This window comes from Capnocytophaga stomatis (assembly GCF_002302635.1).
GTDB lineage: Bacteria > Bacteroidota > Bacteroidia > Flavobacteriales > Flavobacteriaceae > Capnocytophaga > Capnocytophaga stomatis.
This window is the reverse complement of record NZ_CP022387.1, coordinates 731707-749026: the sequence shown is the minus strand read 5'-3', so window position 1 is coordinate 749026 and position 17320 is coordinate 731707. Positions and strand designations below refer to the sequence as shown.

At 36.1% G+C, this 17320-nt stretch carries 14 protein-coding genes and 4 tRNA genes; 7 read left to right on the top strand and 11 right to left on the bottom strand.

From position 1 onward, the window contains the following. The 3 genes from CGC58_RS03300 to CGC58_RS03290 all read left to right on the top strand — a co-directional run bounded on the left by CGC58_RS03300 (position 1) and on the right by CGC58_RS03290 (position 1576). Positions 1-573 carry a Maf-like protein gene (locus tag CGC58_RS03300; protein WP_095895106.1) on the top strand — a complete coding sequence of 191 codons (573 nt, stop codon included), beginning with the start codon at positions 1-3 and terminating at the stop codon, positions 571-573. A 62-nt stretch (positions 574-635) separates the two neighbouring features. Beyond that, a complete protein-coding gene (locus tag CGC58_RS03295; protein ID WP_095895105.1) occupies positions 636-1082 on the top strand; it encodes a 2TM domain-containing protein in 447 nt (148 codons plus the stop codon). After that, the gene (locus tag CGC58_RS03290) at positions 1079-1576 is read left to right on the top strand and encodes a dihydrofolate reductase (protein ID WP_095895104.1); all 498 of its coding nucleotides are present in this window, start codon (positions 1079-1081) and stop codon (positions 1574-1576) included. Before CGC58_RS03295 ends, CGC58_RS03290 begins: the two co-directional genes overlap by 4 nt. A 35-nt stretch (positions 1577-1611) precedes the next feature. Here the strand turns inward: CGC58_RS03290 and CGC58_RS03285 are convergent, their stop codons facing one another. The 11 genes from CGC58_RS03285 to CGC58_RS03235 form a co-directional block, all read right to left on the bottom strand. Continuing rightward, positions 1612-2208 (bottom strand): DUF2911 domain-containing protein, encoded by a 597-nt coding sequence (locus CGC58_RS03285; protein ID WP_198540746.1) that lies wholly within the window; start codon positions 2206-2208, stop codon positions 1612-1614. Positions 2209-2234: 26 nt separating this feature from the next. Next, positions 2235-2951, bottom strand: a complete 717-nt coding sequence (gene porT, locus CGC58_RS03280) for a type IX secretion/gliding motility protein PorT/SprT (RefSeq protein ID WP_095895103.1) — start codon at positions 2949-2951, stop codon at positions 2235-2237. Between the two features lies 1 nt (position 2952). Further along, entirely contained in the window at positions 2953-3699 is a 747-nt protein-coding gene (gene ubiE / locus CGC58_RS03275; protein WP_095895102.1) for a bifunctional demethylmenaquinone methyltransferase/2-methoxy-6-polyprenyl-1,4-benzoquinol methylase UbiE, read from the bottom strand. A 219-nt stretch (positions 3700-3918) separates the two neighbouring features. After that, positions 3919-4806 (bottom strand): M23 family metallopeptidase, encoded by an 888-nt coding sequence (locus tag CGC58_RS03270; RefSeq protein WP_095895101.1) that lies wholly within the window; start codon positions 4804-4806, stop codon positions 3919-3921. Between the two features lie 27 nt (positions 4807-4833). Further along, a complete protein-coding gene (locus CGC58_RS03265; RefSeq protein WP_095895100.1) occupies positions 4834-7095 on the bottom strand; it encodes a GH92 family glycosyl hydrolase in 2262 nt (753 codons plus the stop codon). Between the two features lie 227 nt (positions 7096-7322). Continuing rightward, positions 7323-8384 carry a 3-phosphoserine/phosphohydroxythreonine transaminase gene (gene serC, locus CGC58_RS03260; protein WP_095895099.1) on the bottom strand — a complete coding sequence of 354 codons (1062 nt, stop codon included), beginning with the start codon at positions 8382-8384 and terminating at the stop codon, positions 7323-7325. Between the two features lie 114 nt (positions 8385-8498). Beyond that, positions 8499-9557, bottom strand: coding sequence for an acyl-CoA reductase (locus CGC58_RS03255; RefSeq protein ID WP_095895098.1), 1059 nt, complete (start codon positions 9555-9557; stop codon positions 8499-8501). 251 nt (positions 9558-9808) lie between these two features. Further along, complete coding sequence (locus CGC58_RS03250; RefSeq protein WP_095895097.1) at positions 9809-12151, bottom strand: oligopeptide:H+ symporter; 2343 nt, start codon at positions 12149-12151, stop codon at positions 9809-9811. Between the two features lie 84 nt (positions 12152-12235). After that, a complete protein-coding gene (locus CGC58_RS03245; RefSeq protein WP_095895096.1) occupies positions 12236-13399 on the bottom strand; it encodes a hypothetical protein in 1164 nt (387 codons plus the stop codon). A gap of 142 nt (positions 13400-13541) precedes the next feature. Continuing rightward, entirely contained in the window at positions 13542-14201 is a 660-nt protein-coding gene (locus CGC58_RS03240; RefSeq protein WP_095895095.1) for a hypothetical protein, read from the bottom strand. A 536-nt stretch (positions 14202-14737) separates the two neighbouring features. Beyond that, the gene (locus CGC58_RS03235; RefSeq protein ID WP_095895094.1) at positions 14738-16591 is read right to left on the bottom strand and encodes a glycoside hydrolase family 13 protein; all 1854 of its coding nucleotides are present in this window, start codon (positions 16589-16591) and stop codon (positions 14738-14740) included. 339 nt (positions 16592-16930) lie between these two features. Here CGC58_RS03235 and CGC58_RS03230 point away from each other — a divergent pair. From CGC58_RS03230 to CGC58_RS03215, 4 genes are all read left to right on the top strand, one after another. Next, positions 16931-17004: transfer RNA gene (locus CGC58_RS03230), tRNA-Thr, on the top strand. 32 nt (positions 17005-17036) lie between these two features. Then, positions 17037-17118, top strand: a tRNA-Tyr gene (locus CGC58_RS03225). Positions 17119-17135: 17 nt separating this feature from the next. Beyond that, positions 17136-17208, top strand: a tRNA-Gly gene (locus CGC58_RS03220). 24 nt (positions 17209-17232) lie between these two features. Then, positions 17233-17304 (top strand) — tRNA-Thr (locus tag CGC58_RS03215). Positions 17305-17320: the final 16 nt, after the last annotated feature.

Here is a 17320-nt window from a genome sequence, read left to right as displayed (position 1 = left end):
ATGAAGAACATCATTTTGGCATCGGCATCTCCTCGCAGGCAGCAGTTTTTCAAGGAGTTGCATCTGAATTATGAGATAATTTTAAAACCCATTGATGAAACCTATCCGGAAAATTTGCAAAGGGAGGAAATAACAGATTATTTATCTGTCCAAAAAGCTAAACCATTTTTCGGCACATTGAAGGAAAATGATATTTTGATTACTTCAGATACTATTGTGTGGCACGAAGGAAAGGCTCTCGGGAAACCTAAAGATTATGATGAAGGATTTGAAATGCTCAAATCGTTGTCGGGCAAGCAACACGAGGTGATTACGTCAGTTTGTTTTACCACGTCGAAAAAGCAAAAAATAGTCAATTGTGTTACAAAAGTGACTTTTAAAACGTTTACAGACAAGGAAATAGATTTTTATCTGACAGAATACAAACCTTATGATAAGGCTGGAGCTTATGGCATTCAGGAATGGATTGGTTATGTGGGAGTTACAGCTATCGAGGGTTCTTATAATAATGTTATTGGTCTTCCTACTCATTTGGTTTACAGTGCTTTGGAAGAATTTGAAAATGCAAGATAAAATATTTTGGGAGTAAGAATAAAAGTTGTACTTTTGGCACTATAAACATAAACTGAAATATAATGCAAGAAAATAAAAAAACAATGGAACCGGCTCAATATGAGTTATTTGAAAACGCTCAGAGAAGAATAAAACAGAAAAAACTTTTGTTTTTACATCTGTGGGTATTTGTTTTGGGATGTATCTTTATGGTGGTAATCAATAAGTTACTCTATTCTGAAACAACATATAATTGGTACATTTGGGGGATTCTCATCTGGACGTTTCTTTTTTTGTTACACGTTATAAATGTCTTTGTGATAGAGCGTTTTATGGGAAAAGAATGGGAAAGAAAAGAACGTCAGCGTTTGGTTGAGTTACAGCAGAAGAAAATTCTGAAAATGGAAGCCAGCGTAGAGAAAGAACTTCAAAAAGAGAGAGAAAAAGCTCAACAAGAATTACTAAAGGAACAAACGTTGAAGGAACAAACAGATGTAGTAATTAAGCCACAAGATACTCAAAACCAATGATAACACTGATTGCCGCAGCCTCTGAAAATAATGCTTTGGGGAGAAATGGAGGTTTACTTTGGTATCTTCCGGAAGATTTCAAACGATTCAAAAACCTAACCACCGGGCATTGTATCATAATGGGAAGAAAAACGTTTGAAACTTTTCCTAAGTTATTGCCTAACAGGATTCACATTGTAATTACACGGCAGGAAAATTACACGGCAGAGGGTTGTATTGTGGTCTCTTCCCTTGCTGAAGCAATAAAAAAAGCAAAGGAAATAGACGAAAATCCGTATGTAATAGGAGGAGGGGAAATTTATCATTTGGCGTTAGACATCGCTGACAAAATTGAACTGACACGCGTACACGCTACATTTGACGATGCAGATGCTTTTTTTCCGGAAATTCCTAAAGATAAGTGGAAATTGGAATCTTCACATTATGTGCCAAAAGATGAAAGACATCAATATGATTTTACATTTGAAACTTATGTAAAAAAGGCTCGAATCTAAAAATTCGAGCCTTTTTTTTATTGATAGTCAGTTGATTAAACGCCCATATCGCGTTCCACTTGTTTGATTTCTTTTAGGTGGTCAATAATTTTATTGATATTTTCCACATTATCAACTTCAATAGGGATTTCAGCTTTTAAATATTCCCATCGGATGACTAAACTAATCTTCGTTTGGCTAATACTTTCAAAGGAAATCTCCAATGATTCTTGTAATTCTTTCTGAGCTTGAACAGGAACTTTAATTTCGATAGCATTTTCATTTGGGTCGTAACTGTAAGCCCCCCAGGCATCTGCATCATAGTTTAAAACCACATTCCATTCGTGTTCCTCCGGAGTTATGAAAATAGCATATCTGCCTAATTTTGTGGGTTTACCACCAAACAGAACGCTTTGTTCAAAGGTAATGTTGGTAGCTTCATTAGCTCCCACACGCCAAATCTTTCCATAAGGGACTAATTCTCCAAAAATTTTACGCCCACGAACGCTTGGTCGCCCGTAATCAACAGATATTTTTGTTACCGAAAATTGTTGAGAAATTACTTGTCTCGGGCTCGCCATAGGATATTTGTAGTTTTGTGAGAAACCAATATAAGTACTTAATAATAGTGTGAAAGTTATAATTTTTTTCATTATTATTGCTCTTTTTTGTGTAAGGATTATTCAAAAGTGAGATTAATTAAAAAACCTCGTGATTTTATTCCGCCTAAATTTCCTGTCCAAGGGCTTGAAGCATTATCATCAGGAATGAGTTCGTTATTTACTGAAAACAAAGCTCGTATTGAGGGAGAAAGCCGAAAGAAAGGTGTATAAATATCCAACCCTATTCCCATTTCATAAAAGAAAACACTTCTTTGTGTTCTGAAAATACGTTCGTAATTATCAATATTCAAGTTGTAATTGCTACTTAAATTGATAGCCATCGAAGCTCCGGCAGTCAGATAAGGCTTAACATTATGCCAACGTTCCGAACTAAATTTTACCAGCAAAGGGATATAAATATAAGTAGATCTTACATTACGCAGATAATCTCTCTTTTCATTCATACCGGGAAAATAGAGGTCACGTTTGTTATAAACCAAACCGGGTTCAAGCCGAAGGTCAAGATATTTCATAAGTCGCATTGAGCCTGATAACCCTACGTTAAAACCCCAATTTTTAACGGTTTTGACTTCACGTATTGTGGGAGTTCCATAGTCCAAATCATTATAATCGAATTTGAAATCAAACATATTTCCGCCGAAATAGTAACCCCATTGTAACGGTTTCTCGTCGAAATGTTCCAAATTCATAAGCGGACCTCTTCGTTGTCCCCAAACAGAAAAACTCCCGACAAAGAGGAGAAAAAGAATGGAAAATATACAGATTTTTTTCATCTTAAAGTGTATTAGGTTTATTTCCTACATAAATAGTAGCCACTCCACCCAGAGTTTTTGGATAATATTTGGTTTGAGCATATCCGATTTTATCCAAAATAGCTTTGAATTTTTTTCCGTAAGGAAAAGCCGAAGCCGATTTTGACAGATAAGTATATGCCGAACGGTCTTTCGAGAAAACTTTACCAATTAAAGGCATAATAAATTTGGTGTAAGCAAAATATCCTTGACGGAAAGGAAACTTTTCAGGCACAGAAGTCTCCAAAACAACCAGTCTGCCACCGGGGCGAATAACTCGATAAATCTCCGAAAGCCCTTTTTCCAAGTTTTCAAAGTTTCGCACGCCAAAAGCCACAGTTACAGCGTCAAAATAATTATCGGCAAAAGGCAAATTTTCACTATCACCCGAAACCAATTCAATACGGTCAGAAAGATTTTTCTTCTGAATTTTCTCTCGTCCTACCGATAGCATTCCTTCGGAAATGTCAAGCCCAACAATGTTCAGTCCGTTAATTTCACTCAGAGCAATTGCCAAATCTCCCGTACCCGTTGCTACGTCAAGAACCCTTTTAGGAGTGATTTCAGCCACTTTTTCAACAACAAATTTCCGCCATTTGATATCCGAACCCAATGAAATTACTCGGTTAAGCCCGTCGTAAGTGCCTGATATGGAGTCAAACATTTGTGCTACCTGTTGTTTCTTTCCCTTGGAGGAGTTTTTGTACGGAGTGATGGTGTTTTCTGACATTTACCTTATTACAGTTTTTTTGCAAAGATAGAGAAAAAGTTGAAAGTTAAAACCCGAAAGCTAAAAAATAGATATAAGGATGTAACAAAACATAAAATATTGCCAAAATAACGTAATGGAGATGATTTTGATAGTTTTTTATAAAATCTTTATGGTTTGAGTTTCTAAAACAAGTTTCCGAAAGATATGCCCAAATCTTCTCGATTTTATGAAAAGCTATTATTTGTATTTTTTCTTTTCTTTTCTGGTCATTTCTTTGGTCAAAACTTCAGTGTTGATGACTGTTTTGTAGGTTTTTCTGCTTACTAAAGGAGCTATTCCGTCTTCGGTAAGGAAATTAGGCGTAATATAACTGTATTCTGCGGTTTTTTCACCCTCTGAAAGTGCCGAAAGATAGTAAATTACCAAACTAAGATGCTTTTCAGGAGCTTCTACTTGTATTAAACCACCTAAATAATCATTCGGAAGAACAGTGGTACCTACTTTTACATTAATTCCATTCTTTCTAAAGCCTTTGTATTCAGCAAAAGAACCATCTTGATGCTCTACAACTATCATATTTTTCTCGGAAGTATAAGAAGCATTGTGATTGATGTCTTTACCTTGTTCAACAAAGATTACAACTCCCTTGCGAATGGCAAAAACACTATCCAAAGCTTGTCCTTCAAAGGCATAGGCTTTCCACCCTTTTGGGGCAGGGCGATTCATATATCTTTCAAGCACATATGTTGATTCGCTAACATAAACTTCTTTTCCTTTAGCAAAAGGCAATAGATAAGGAAAAGATTTATCAATCTTTTGAGGTTGAAAAGCACCTTGTGTGTATCTGTAAGAATATGAAAAATTGATGCCTTGCTCTTTATTAGTAGGTCTCATAGTGAATAACTTACCTGAATTGTTTTTTAATATGTAATGAGGAGCTGGAGTATCGTACGAGTTACTCACATCTGAGAGTTTCAAAGTTAAGGTGTAAGAGGTAGCATTTCTTTTGGTATATAAAAAATCTACGGAATTATCCTGATTTCTTTTGGTTTCGATAGTTACTTCCTGTTGAGCAACAAGCTGGAAGCCCGAAAGAAGCAAACAAATAAAAATTAGTGTTCTCATATATTCATTTTTTATTAAGTTATATTTTTACTCAAACTCCAAACTACCATTTTCCCTGAAAGCAGCAAAAGGAAGCTTAAAACCAGCAATTTGCTTTCCGTTGAGATATACCGAAGTACCTTTTTTATCTTCCGAAGTATCTTTTTTATGATTTGTATCATCTTCAAGATGCTTTTTACCCTTAGTGATACTAAAAGTTTTATCATAAGGGAGCTTCATCGTTACTTTATCAAAAAGCGGATAGCCTAAAATATAATCATCTGTTACGGGAGTTACCGGATAAAAGCCCAAAGCACTAAACACATACCAAGCCGAAGTCTGTCCGTTATCTTCATCACCACAATAACCATCAGGGGTAGGGGCGTAGAGCTTACTCATAACCTGATGCAATCGTTCACGTACTTTTTCAGGTTTGTTTACATAATTATACAGATATATTAAATGCTGAATAGGCTGATTTCCGTGTGCGTAATTACCCATATTCATAATTTGCATCTCTCGAATTTCGTGTATGGTAAATCCGTAATACGAATCATCAAACAAAGGAGGCATTTGAAAGACTTCATCAAGCTTTTGTTCAAATTTTTCTTTTCCGCCCATAAGTTCAATAAGTCCTTCAATATCGTGAAAAACCGACCAAGTGTAATGAAAACTGTTTCCTTCCGTAAAAGCATCTCCCCATTTTAGCGGATTGAAAGGCGATTGGAACGAACCATCTTCATTACGTCCACGCATCCAACCGGTTTCTTTATCAAAAACATTACGATAGTTTTGAGCTTTCTTTTTATAGAGTTCCACAACATATTTCCGATTCATTTTTTCTGCCATTTTATAAATCGCAAAATCGGCATAGGCATATTCAAGCGTGCGAGCTACATTTTCATTAATTCCCACGTTGTAAGGAACATACCCCAGTCTGTTGTAATAATCCACACCTTCTCTTCCTACTGATTTTACGGGTCTGCCTGCATCTTGAGTAGCGTTTTTAAGCATCGCTTCAAGCAAAATGTCAGCATCTTTGTCATCGATATTTCCTTTCAAATACGCATCGGAAATAATAGGGGCAGAATTAGAGCCAATCATACAATCACGATGTCCCGGACTTGCCCACTCGGGTAACCAACCCGATTCTCGATACGTATTAACAAGTCCTTTCATAAACTGCTTGTTCATTTCAGGATACATCAAATTAAAGAAAGGAAATACAGCACGGAACGTATCCCAAAAACCATTGTCGGTAAACATATAACCTTTCTCTACCTTTCCGTTATAAGGACTGTAATGCACGATTTCTCCCTGAGAGTCAATTTCATAAAACGTACGAGGGAACAAAAGTATGCGATACAGACAAGAATAAAACGTACGGATGTTATCAATATTGCTATCTTCTACCGAAATTTTAGAAAGTTCTTTTTCCCAAATGTTGAAGGCTTTTTCTTTGGTTTGCTCAAAATTATCCGAGCCGATTTCATTTTTTAGGTTTAGTTCGGCTTGTTCCGTACTGATAAAAGATGAAGCTACTTTTACATTCACTTGCTCGCCACGTTTGGTAGCAAAACCGATAACAGCCCCCACGTGTTCTCCCTGATTTTCAGTGTTGTCCGAAAGTTTCCAGCCATCACCCCACGTATTATAAACCTCAAAATCTTTATCAAATTCAAGCACAAAATAGTTATGGAAATTCTCCGGAACACCTCCGTTATGGTTGCGAGCATATCCGACAATCTTTCGTTCATTAGGAAGAATCTTCACTTTTGAACCTTTAAAATATGCATCGAGCAAAATATATGCTTTTTCAGCCTTTGGGAAAGTAAAACGGAATTGAGCAGCTCTGTTAGTCGGCGTAATTTCTACCGTAGTGTCATAATCTGCTAAGTAAACCTTGTAATAGTGAGGCTTAACTTCTTCTGCTTTATGCGAAAACCACGAAGCACGCTCATTTTCTTCAATTTTTAATTCGCCTGTAACGGGCATTAGCGAAAAAGCTCCGTAATCATTAATCCACGGGCTGGGCTGATGTGTTTGTTTAAATCCGCGAATTTTATTGGCGTGATACTGATACGTCCAACCATCGCCCATTTTATTGGTTTGAGGCGTCCAGAAATTCATTCCCCACGGAACGGCAATGGCAGGATATGTATTTCCGTTAGAAAGCTCAAATTTGGAATCCGTTCCCATTAGCGGATTTACAAAATCAGTATAAATAACTTTGTTTGTTTCTTGAGGTTCTTCCGTTGGGTTACAAGAAAATATAAGAAATAGTACAGCAAAAAAGAAAATGTGTTTCATAGCATTCTGTTTTAGCGTTTAATTTTTTGTTGATTTTTTGTCTTTAAAAATAAGATACTTTAGGTAAAATCATTTAATACTGCTACAAAAATACAATAATTATTTATTATTTGGCAGGTTGTAATTATTTTTGGTAATAATTACGAATATTCATAAATAAAAACAGGTCTTCTGATATTGGAAAACCTGTTTTCAAAAATTAGTGAATATATAACGCTATGTGAATTCTACGCTTTTCGCTCAAATTCCTGAAGAACATCAACCAATACTTGCACGCTTTCAATCGGCATAGCATTGTAAATGGACGCTCGGTATCCGCCAAGGTTTCGATGCCCTTTGAGTCCGCTGATATCAGCATTTTGCCAAAGTGTATCGAATTTTTCTTGCATTGATGCATCTTTCAAAAAGAAAGAAACATTCATAAGCGAACGGTCTTCTTTTGTGGCATAACCTTCCACAAGCGGGTTGCGGTCGATTTCATTGTAAAGAAGCTCGGCTTTATCTTTGTTAAGCTTTTCAAGGGCTTTTACGCCACCTTTTTCCTGAATCCACTGCAAAACCAGCAAATTTACATAAACCGAAAACGTGGTGGGCGTGTTGAACATACTTTCGTGTTGTATCTGATTTTGATAATCTAAAATCGAAGGGATTTTTCGGGAAACTTTCCCCAGAATTTCCTTTTTTACAAGTACCATAGCAGTTCCTGAAGCACCTAAATTTTTCTGTGAACCTGCATAAATAAGGCTGAATTTGGAGTAGTCAATATCCCTCGAAAAGATGTCGGAACTCATATCAGCCACCAGCGGAATTTCAGTATCTGGGATATGATGAAATTGCGTTCCGTAAATGGTATTATTGGTTGTAATGTGCAAATAATCAGCATCGGAAGGAATGCTAAAATCTTTAGGAATGTATTTGTATCCATCAGCTTTTGAGGAAGCTATAATTTCTACATTGCCAAACAGTTGAGCTTCTTTCAAAGCCTTGTTCGACCAAGTTCCTGTATCAATATAAGCGGCTTTTTTCTCTAATAAATTATATGGGACGCACAAAAATTGTGTGCTTGCCCCACCGTGAAGAAATAAAGCCTCGTAGGAATTATCCAAACCCGCCGTTTGCAGTGCCAAAGTACGTGCCTTTTCAATTACATTGAGAAATTCTTTACTTCTGTGTGAAATTTCGAGGATAGATAAGCCTGAATCTTCAAAATTAAGAACTGCCTTTGAAGCCTTTTCAAAAACAGATTGTGGCAGAATAGAAGGTCCTGCACTAAAATTGTGTTTTTTCATTATATTAGGTAAAAAACAAACAGATAGCTGGTTGAGGGCTTCTGTTTGTGTGTGAATTCTTTGCAAAAGTCTTAAATTATTTCTTGATACAGTGTAAAAAGTATAGTTTTTTTGTTATAAATTTGTTAGAAATGTAACAGTGTCTACCCCATCAGCATAATCCCAAAGCTGTGGATGTTGTGTTTGTCCAAACGGAATTTCGTTTTTCATAAAGCCCTTTGATACAACACACTGTATTTTATCTGAATCGGTTTGGAGTCTCTCTTTCAAATCTTCTGGACTGTCGTAATATTCATAGAAAAGTGTTGCGATAGGCGAGGCATAGTTTGTGTCTTCTTTCAGAATTAAAAAACCATTTTCCCGAAGTTTAAACAAACTCATCAGATAAACAGCCTTATTATAATCATAGTTATTAGCATACTTCTGACCATTAATAATATCCTTGAAAGGATAAATAGCATTAAAAAGAAGGTCAAAATCATAGTTTCGAGGTACAAAAACCTTTGAAACACTTCGGCAACCCAGCCCGAAATATGTAAAAATATCTTTCCCAAGCTCGAAAAACTCTTTTTCAGTCTCTTTTCCTGTCAGAACAGCTACCGAATTGCGATTTTTTCGTATGATATGTGGTTTTTTTCCGAAATAATATTCAAAATAACGAGCCGTATTATTGCTTCCCGTGGCGATAACGGCATCGAAATTCGTCATTCGCTCATCGGTAAAAGTGAATTTTCCTTGCCAAGCAGGCTCAATATCTTGTAAATAGCTCGCCACAAAAGGCAACAATACTTTATCATCTGACGATAGTTTCACGATAGCCTTATGCCCTGAAACAAGCACTGACAGAAAGTCGTGAAAACCCACCAATGGAATGTTCCCCGCCATAATAATAGCAACGGTTTTCGGTGAAACGTTCTCTAAATCATATTTTTCGAGCCACTTATTGATGTTTTCCTCCGTCAGAGCCTTTGCCCACGAGTTACAAGCAAATTGTAAGTTTTCAGGAGTGAACCAACCGTTTTGTTGCTCTGCCAAAGCCAATGTTTCTTTAAATTTTTCAAAATGAAAATCATTACCAGAAGGTAAATTTTTATCCTCTGCATAAGGGAAAGAGGCAAATTGTGACAAAAACTTGCCTAAAACTACCAAACTATTATATTTTTGGTTATTCATATGCTATTATTCTGCTGATTATCGTGCAAAAGTAAGTATTATTTCCTAAAAATAAAACATAATTTATTCAAACTAATACGAGATGATGATAAAGTTAATTTTCTTATGTGAATTCTTTTGTTTTTAATTGATTATATGAGGCGTATATTAAAAGCCCCCAATAAAAAGTTTAGGCTAAATAAAGGAAAATTATTTGTTTTGTATAAGTTTTCCTCTATTTAGCCTAATGAATATGTTTGCCCTTATTTGTTTTATCTCACCCCGTGCATTAATTTCTTAACTAAAGGACTGATAAGAATAATAAGTAAGCCTGCAACGATAGGTACGATGGTGAATATCAAGAAAAATGTAGATAAGTTGTATTTTTCAGTGATGTTTTCAATCTGCCCACCTAAGATGGCTGCTAATTTGTTACCGATAGCAATCGCCAAGTACCACACTCCGAACATAAAGGCTATCATTCGGGCTGGGACGAGCTTCGATACGTAAGATAAGCCCACCGGAGCCATACACAGCTCTCCCATTGTATGGAAAAGATACGCTACAACCAGCCAAAGCATACTTACCTTCACCCCGGAGCCGACCCCGTTAGCCCCAAAGGCGAGTAAACCAAAACCAATAGCCATTATGATAAGCCCCATTCCGTATTTCACTGCCGCAGGCGGGTTGTAACGACTATCCCATATGCGGGAGAAAACATTTGCCAATGCGATGATAAAAAATGAATTGAGAATGGAAAACCAAGAGGTAGTAATCTCCACCCAATTGGCTTTTTCCTCCTTAACGGTGGCTCTTATAAGTCCGTTGCTGGCGTTTAGCTCCTCCGCACGCTGTTTTGCCCACGCCGCTTTCTTTACATCGGCATACCCGAAGGATGAGAACTTATTATCCTTGGTTAAGATGAGAATTTCTTCCCCTTTGTTGAAGTGATAATCCCCTTCGCCTATGATAGTCTCTCTGTTTACAATTGAAAGACCGTTGTTATTGCCCGGCACATAGAAGTCGAAAAGTTTATTGCCCTCTTTATCGGTTGCTTGCTTTCCTGTTTTGTTATCCACACGAGGCAAGGCGATTGTTTGAATGGTGTTTTCAATAATTTCAAAATTTCCCTTTGGTATTTTGCTCTCACTGTAAGGAATATGCTTCACGATTGTCTTCCCCTCAGCATCGGTTTCTGTTATTTTGAATAATTTCTCTGTCTTTTCGATGCGGTTTTCTTCTGTAAAAGTGATGTTGTTATCAACATTGAGGGGGATATACTTTGTTGCATAGCTTCCGTCCTCTTTTACTTTGAGGTTTTTGCCATCACTCTCATATACTTCAAATGCTTCATAGCTTACATTGTACGCCACTGTGTTGAAATCGCGTTGCAACATCCAGCCGACAATCACCCACACAAGCCCGAAGCAAATAATCAGAACGATGTTTGATGCCAATATCTTGGAGAAGGTCTTTTTAGCCAAGATGAATAATACATAAGTAATTAACGCAAGCGGAATGACAGTGAGCAAAGCATTTACAATGTTGAAAATGATTGCTTGATTATCTAAAAGCTCTCTTTGAACGTTGTCCCTCGCAAAAAGAATCAAGGAAGAAGCTCCTTGCTCGAAGGAAAGCCAGAAAAACACGGTGAAGAAAGCAAAAATGATGACGGTTATCATACGCTCACGAACGATTTTCGTGTATCGGGTAAGCCTTGAGATAATAACGAAGAAGAAAACAATTAGCCCAAAGATAACGGCGATGTATTGCCCCTTGATGTTGCTTGTTTCCAAGAAGGAGAATAAGTCAATCCCCCCGATGCGTGACAGCGGGTCGTTGATGGCGTATCCCAAACCGATAACGGCTGCCACTCCTATCAATATTTTGTCCAATAATGTAAATGGATTAGGTTTATCCTCGTCGGAGATAGGTTTATTTTGAGCTACTTTGCTTGTTTCTTGCTTGTTTTTTGATGGCACATCACCAATTGAACCAAAAAGCGGACGCGCTAACCAAAATTGAAGCGTACCGATGAGCATAAATATCCCCGCTAAACCAAATCCCCAGCTCCAACCTACTTTTTCAGCCATATATCCACAAAGCATCATTCCGAAGAAAGCCCCCGCATTTACACCCATATAAAAAATGGTATATGCTCCGTCTTTTTTCTCTGGAAGGTCTTTATACATATGCGAAATGATAGAAGTCATATTGGGTTTGAAAAAGCCCGTACCGATTACTAAAAGCCCCAGCCCTACATAAAGCCAAAATTCGGTTTCGAGTGCCATTGCAGCGTGTCCCAGTGTCATAATTACAGCCCCTATAACAATCGCCCATCGGTAGCCTATGAACCTATCGGCGATGGTGCCTCCCACAATGGGGGTGAGATACAAAAGCATCACGTAAGTCCCAAATAATGCCCCTGCGTTCTCTGTTGTCCACTCCCAACCAGGATTATACCCAATCAGTGCCATTGTTAGGAAGTTTACTAAAAGTACCCGCATTCCGTAGAAAGAAAAACGCTCCCACATTTCGGTAAAAAACAATACGAACAATCCTGCCGGATGCCCGAGTACCTGTGTATCAAAAAAGTTGGTTTTCTGTTGCGACATATTTTTCTTTATTTTGTTGTTACAATGAAGCATTTATAAGTTGTTTATTTGCTCCACGTTCTCTTTCTTTTATATTTTTTGTTATTATCTTCTTTTTTTATACTGTAATGTTTCCAGTGCACTTTTTTTCCTTTGATTTTCTAACCATCCGATGCTAAGTTGTAAGCTAATGGGATTTCCTGTTAAGTTTACAACCTTATTTAGTGTGTAGTCCACGATATTATATTTGATACGTAAGCCTAAATAAGCATTGTTTTTGAAATAATAACGATAGGCAATACCAAAATTTATATTGTAGCTGGTTGTTGAAGCACTTTTTAAACCTGCTTCTTCATCTTTTTTTAATGCATCGAAACCGTCAAAAGCAAGCCCACTGACGATTTGTATTTCATTGTTTCCTTTTCTGTATATATCTCTGCCGACTTCAGCTCCTATATGTCCTCCAAAGAAATGCCTCGTAGGTATATAATCTTCTTCTTTGTCTCTTTTTGCCATATATTCGTTAGCACTTTTCAAAAATCGGATACTCATTACAAAATCATAGTTCATTTTCTTATTTTTCAACCCTAATTGAAATCCTAACTCAGGGTGAGTTCCCAAAACATTTAGTTTTCCTGTCGGAATCCAAGCCCCCGTTAATATTGATAAATGTGCTTCGGGCAAATCTATGAATTCGGAAACTCTTTCTTTGTATTCTTTTACCAAAAATGAAGTTTCGTAAGTATTTTCTTGTAATTTCTCAAAGATATTATTATGGTTTCCGCTATAAAAGTCGCATAAAAGATATTCTGTACTCTCTGTTTTGAATTTTTCTTTCAGTTTTTCAAATTCTTTTTGAGTGAATTTGTCAAAATCTTTGCCTATGGGAACATAATCATAATAACTTGCATAGTTTTCATACAAGTATTCTCTTTTTTCTTCAATGAGTTGCATTCTATTTTGGTAGCTTATTATATAATAGATGGCTCTGTCAGTGAGCAAACCCTCGAAGAAACGATTTTCATAGATAGAAAGTAGTAATTTTGCCCTTTGCAAAGGTTCTGTAAGTCCGCATTTGCCTTCCCAATACTCTAAAAGTCTTTTTGCAGATTCTAAGTTGTTATTATTGTAGTATTCTTCAAAAAGCGAAGTGCTGTTGTAAGACACATCAGAGCAGGATAACTGTCTTTTTTCCATTAATTCATCAAAATTTTGACTGAATAGAGATAAACTACTAATGAAAATGAGTAATGTAATATATTTTTTCATATGCTTAGTACGTATTATATTAATATGTTAAACAAACTTTATCAAACCTCAAAGGGAAATAAAACTTTTATAGATTTTATTGTTATATCTTTGAAGTCTGATAAAGTATTATAAGTTTCAGATAGTTAAAAAACGATTGTTATTATTGACTTCGCATTTGTAACCCGATGCCTTCAAGTAGTTGTGGTTTGTCTTCTAAGGCAATTTTAGCAACTGCATAAAACTCTCGTATCCATTTATCTATCTCGGCAAAAGCTTTGTTCTTATCTTGTGTAGCCTGCTGGCTTTCTCCGGATAATTTCTCATACTTGGCTCTTAAAGAAACCACATTTTCAATGGCTGATAGTTGCTGTTGTGCAATGGCTTCCGTGATTTTGAATCTTTCAAGTAGCGGACGTGCTTCCTGATGCGTGATAGCTTGATTGTAGAATATCTTCGCTCCTTTTATAAACGGAAGATATGCTCTTGGGGTTTCTCCTTTGATAGAAAATGTTTCCCATACTTCAGATTTGTGCATCAAGGCTACTTTTGCTGCTTTCCTATGTTTTCCATATGCTTTCACAAGCTGTTCAAAGGCTTGTTCAAAAATAGCATAGGCTTCCTTTGCCTCTGATGTTTCTTGTGTGTTTTTATCATAGAGGTTTTGAGCTTTTACATAAAGCTGTTTTCCTTCATTCATACGGTCAGAATCATAGCCGTATTCTTCCAATTCAGATTTTAATTCTGACATTTCCTCATAATTTGCGAATACTAATCTGTATTTTTCAAGATATAGTAATTCTGAAATTCGTCTTCCCTTCATATTCTGTTGATTTTATATTATTACTATTTGATTTTTGAATTATTGTTGTTGTTTTTGTGTAATTACTGCTTTCTCTTCTAAATATCTTGCTTGATTTTTGATTATTTTTTAATTATTTGTGTTGCTCTTAATTGTTTTTGTATTTTATAGTGTTGTATTTTGATTATTTCTAATTGTTTTTCTGTTTCTTGTAATTGAAAAATTATTTTTAATGGTTGTTTTTGTGTTTTTATGCAATGTTTTTATGTTTTTTTCTTTTGTATTTCTTTTATTTTCTGTTTCAATTGTATTTTTATGTAATTATTCTGTTAATAATATAAATACTCTTATTTTAAATTGATATGTATCTGTTTAAAAATCTTTTTGTTACGTTTTAATAAGGGCAAATATAAAAATTATTTTTAAATATCAAAGTCATATTGTATAAATATTTCATATAAAAGGAATTGTTTTTGGTTGAAAATAAAATAAGACAATATAAAATCAGGTTGAAGATTGTTATATTGTCTTATTTTTTGAATGTTATAGATACGATTCTATTTTAATTCAATCACCATTGAAGTTTTTCCTGCAATTTGTAATGATTTTTGAAGCTGGAATTCTTTTCCTGAGATGATGTCTTTGCCTTTTGTAAATGTTTTTAAGCTTTCTGTAAACCGATTTAGGTCAATAGTTTGTGATTCTTTGTTATTATTTATTACCACCATAACAGATTCAAACTGATTGTACCTGAAATAAATATACACTTCATTATTAGGTATATATTGTTTTGTTTTTCCGTAGTGTATTACAGGTTTTTCTTTCCTCCAATTGAATAATTTTGCTGTAAAATCGAAATATTCCTTTTGTTGTTGGGTTCTTTCTGCCGGATTGAAAGCATTTTGCTTGTCCTCCTTCCAACCGCCGGGGAAATCTTGTCTGATATAAGCATCACCTTTGCTTTTATCGCCTCGCATTCCTATCTCGCTTCCGTAATATAATTGCGGAATGCCTCGTGCGGTGGCTAAAAGTGTCATTATTAATTTATAATCCTCCACATTTTGGTAGATTTCGTTTATTCGGGAAGTATCGTGGTTCTCCGCAAAGATTAAAACGTTATTAATGTCCTTATATAGGAAGTCATTTACGAAATTATCATACACCTGAATTATTCCTTTGTCCCACGAAGGAGTTGCCCGAAAAGCCTCTCCGATGGCATCGTGCAGTGTGAAATCCATAACGGACGGTAAGTGTGTGTTATAGCTTTGAATTGCACTGATTGGGCTGTCCTTTTGCCAATATGATATTTGTGCTTGGTCGTGTAGCCATACCTCTCCTACAATATTGAAGTTAGGGTACTCATTTATAATCGCCTTTGTCCATTTTGCAATGCCCTCTTTGTCATTATATGAGTACGTATCAACTCTGAGTCCGTCCAAGTCAGCATATTCTATCCACCAAATGGCGTTTTGTGTCAGATATTTTAAAACTAATGGATTGCTTTGGTTCAAATCAGGCATAGATTGTACAAACCACCCGTCCACACAGTATTTTTTATCTATTTCAGAAGTGTTTTTATCCATTTGTGTGCTCATTCGATAGTTACTTTGGGCGTATCCAGGGAACTGATGAATCCAATCGTATGTTGGTAGGTCATTTATCATCCAATGCTTCCAGCCCCAGTGATTCGTAACATAATCCTTGATGAGTTTCATTCCTCTTTTGTGCATTTCTTGGGCGAGTTGTTTGTACTCTTGATTGGTTCCGTATCTCGGGTCTATTTTATATACGTCACTTTGTCCATAAGTATGGTAGGAGTAGGTTTCATCATTGTCTTCGCACATTGGCGTACTCCAGATGGCGGTAGCCCCTAAGGATTTTATGTAATCTAACTGCTTGATGATGCCTTGAATGTCGCCTCCGTGTCTTCCCCCGGGCAAGTTTCTGTTTGCTTTTTCATTGAGAGACTTATGCGAGTCGTTGTTTGTGTCTCCATTAGCGAATCTGTCGGGCATTAATAGGTAAATTACATCTGAACTATCAAATCCCTTCCGAAAAGCAGAGCCTTCGCTTCGTTTTTTTAGCTCGTAGTTGAATGTTTTTGCTTTCCTGTTCTGTTGCACCAAACTGATTTTGTATATTCCTTCGTTTTTATTCTTTGTGTCAACAGTAAGGAAAATGTAATTTGGATTTTCAGTTTTAATTACATTTACAATGGGAAGTTCGCTTTCTACCGAATAGTGAGCTATGTTTTTTCCGTAAAGCATAATTTGCAATTCAGGATTTTTCATATCTGCCCACCAAAAAGGAGGCTCTGTTTTCTGGATTTGTGCGTTTATGTTTGTAATGAAAGACAAACAAAACACAAAAAATACAAGTTTAAAATTGAAAAAGTCTTTAATATTTAGCATAATATAAAAAATTATAGAAAAATTGAGGGCTAAATTACGAAAAAAGTTTAGAATCTAAAAATTGAGTGATTTTTGCATTTGAGTTTTGGGTATATTCTTTGAAGGTGAAAAACTGTCTTAAAAACGATTTGAATGTAATAAATTGATTTTTGATAGTTTATAAATGGTGTGTTGTTGTTTGTGTTTTATTCTTTAACTAATTGAAAAACAGTGCTTTGTTTTTTGAGGTTGTAAAATTATTTAAAAAAAGTGTTGATTTTTTTTGCTATGTAAAAATATATCTATACATTTGCACTCCGTTACAAATAAGGTTGTTGCTAACCTTACTTTTAATGTTTTGCCGATATAGCTCAGTTGGCCAGAGCACGTGATTTGTAATCTCGGGGTCGTGGGTTCGAATCCCTCTATCGGCTCAAAAGTTCATAAAATACTGTTTAAGATTATTGGGAAGATACTCAAGCGGCCAACGAGGGCAGACTGTAAATCTGCTGACTATGTCTTCGCAGGTTCGAATCCTGCTCTTCCCACAATTAAGTTAATTAATGCGGGAGTAGCTCAGTTGGTAGAGCGTCAGCCTTCCAAGCTGAATGTCGCGAGTTCGAACCTCGTCTCCCGCTCAATGAAGGCTTTGTGAAATAAAAGCCGGTGTAGCTCAGGGGTAGAGCGCTTCCTTGGTAAGGAAGAGGTCACGAGTTCAAATCTCGTCATTGGCTCTTGGTTTGCACACAT

Excerpts from the sequence above, each read along its gene's own strand:
- CGC58_RS03300 (WP_095895106.1), top strand. The coding sequence starts at position 1 with ATGAAGAACATCATTTTGGCATCGGCATCTCCTCGCAGGCAGCAGTTT.
- CGC58_RS03295 (WP_095895105.1), top strand. The coding sequence starts at position 636 with ATGCAAGAAAATAAAAAAACAATGGAACCGGCTCAATATGAGTTATTT.
- CGC58_RS03290 (WP_095895104.1), top strand. The coding sequence starts at position 1,079 with ATGATAACACTGATTGCCGCAGCCTCTGAAAATAATGCTTTGGGGAGA.
- CGC58_RS03285 (WP_198540746.1), bottom strand. The coding sequence starts at position 2,208 with ATGAAAAAAATTATAACTTTCACACTATTATTAAGTACTTATATTGGT.
- porT (WP_095895103.1), bottom strand. The coding sequence starts at position 2,951 with ATGAAAAAAATCTGTATATTTTCCATTCTTTTTCTCCTCTTTGTCGGG.
- ubiE (WP_095895102.1), bottom strand. The coding sequence starts at position 3,699 with ATGTCAGAAAACACCATCACTCCGTACAAAAACTCCTCCAAGGGAAAG.
- CGC58_RS03270 (WP_095895101.1), bottom strand. The coding sequence starts at position 4,806 with ATGAGAACACTAATTTTTATTTGTTTGCTTCTTTCGGGCTTCCAGCTT.
- CGC58_RS03265 (WP_095895100.1), bottom strand. The coding sequence starts at position 7,095 with ATGAAACACATTTTCTTTTTTGCTGTACTATTTCTTATATTTTCTTGT.
- serC (WP_095895099.1), bottom strand. The coding sequence starts at position 8,384 with ATGAAAAAACACAATTTTAGTGCAGGACCTTCTATTCTGCCACAATCT.
- CGC58_RS03255 (WP_095895098.1), bottom strand. The coding sequence starts at position 9,557 with ATGAATAACCAAAAATATAATAGTTTGGTAGTTTTAGGCAAGTTTTTG.
- CGC58_RS03250 (WP_095895097.1), bottom strand. The coding sequence starts at position 12,151 with ATGTCGCAACAGAAAACCAACTTTTTTGATACACAGGTACTCGGGCAT.
- CGC58_RS03245 (WP_095895096.1), bottom strand. The coding sequence starts at position 13,399 with ATGAAAAAATATATTACATTACTCATTTTCATTAGTAGTTTATCTCTA.
- CGC58_RS03240 (WP_095895095.1), bottom strand. The coding sequence starts at position 14,201 with ATGAAGGGAAGACGAATTTCAGAATTACTATATCTTGAAAAATACAGA.
- CGC58_RS03235 (WP_095895094.1), bottom strand. The coding sequence starts at position 16,591 with ATGCTAAATATTAAAGACTTTTTCAATTTTAAACTTGTATTTTTTGTG.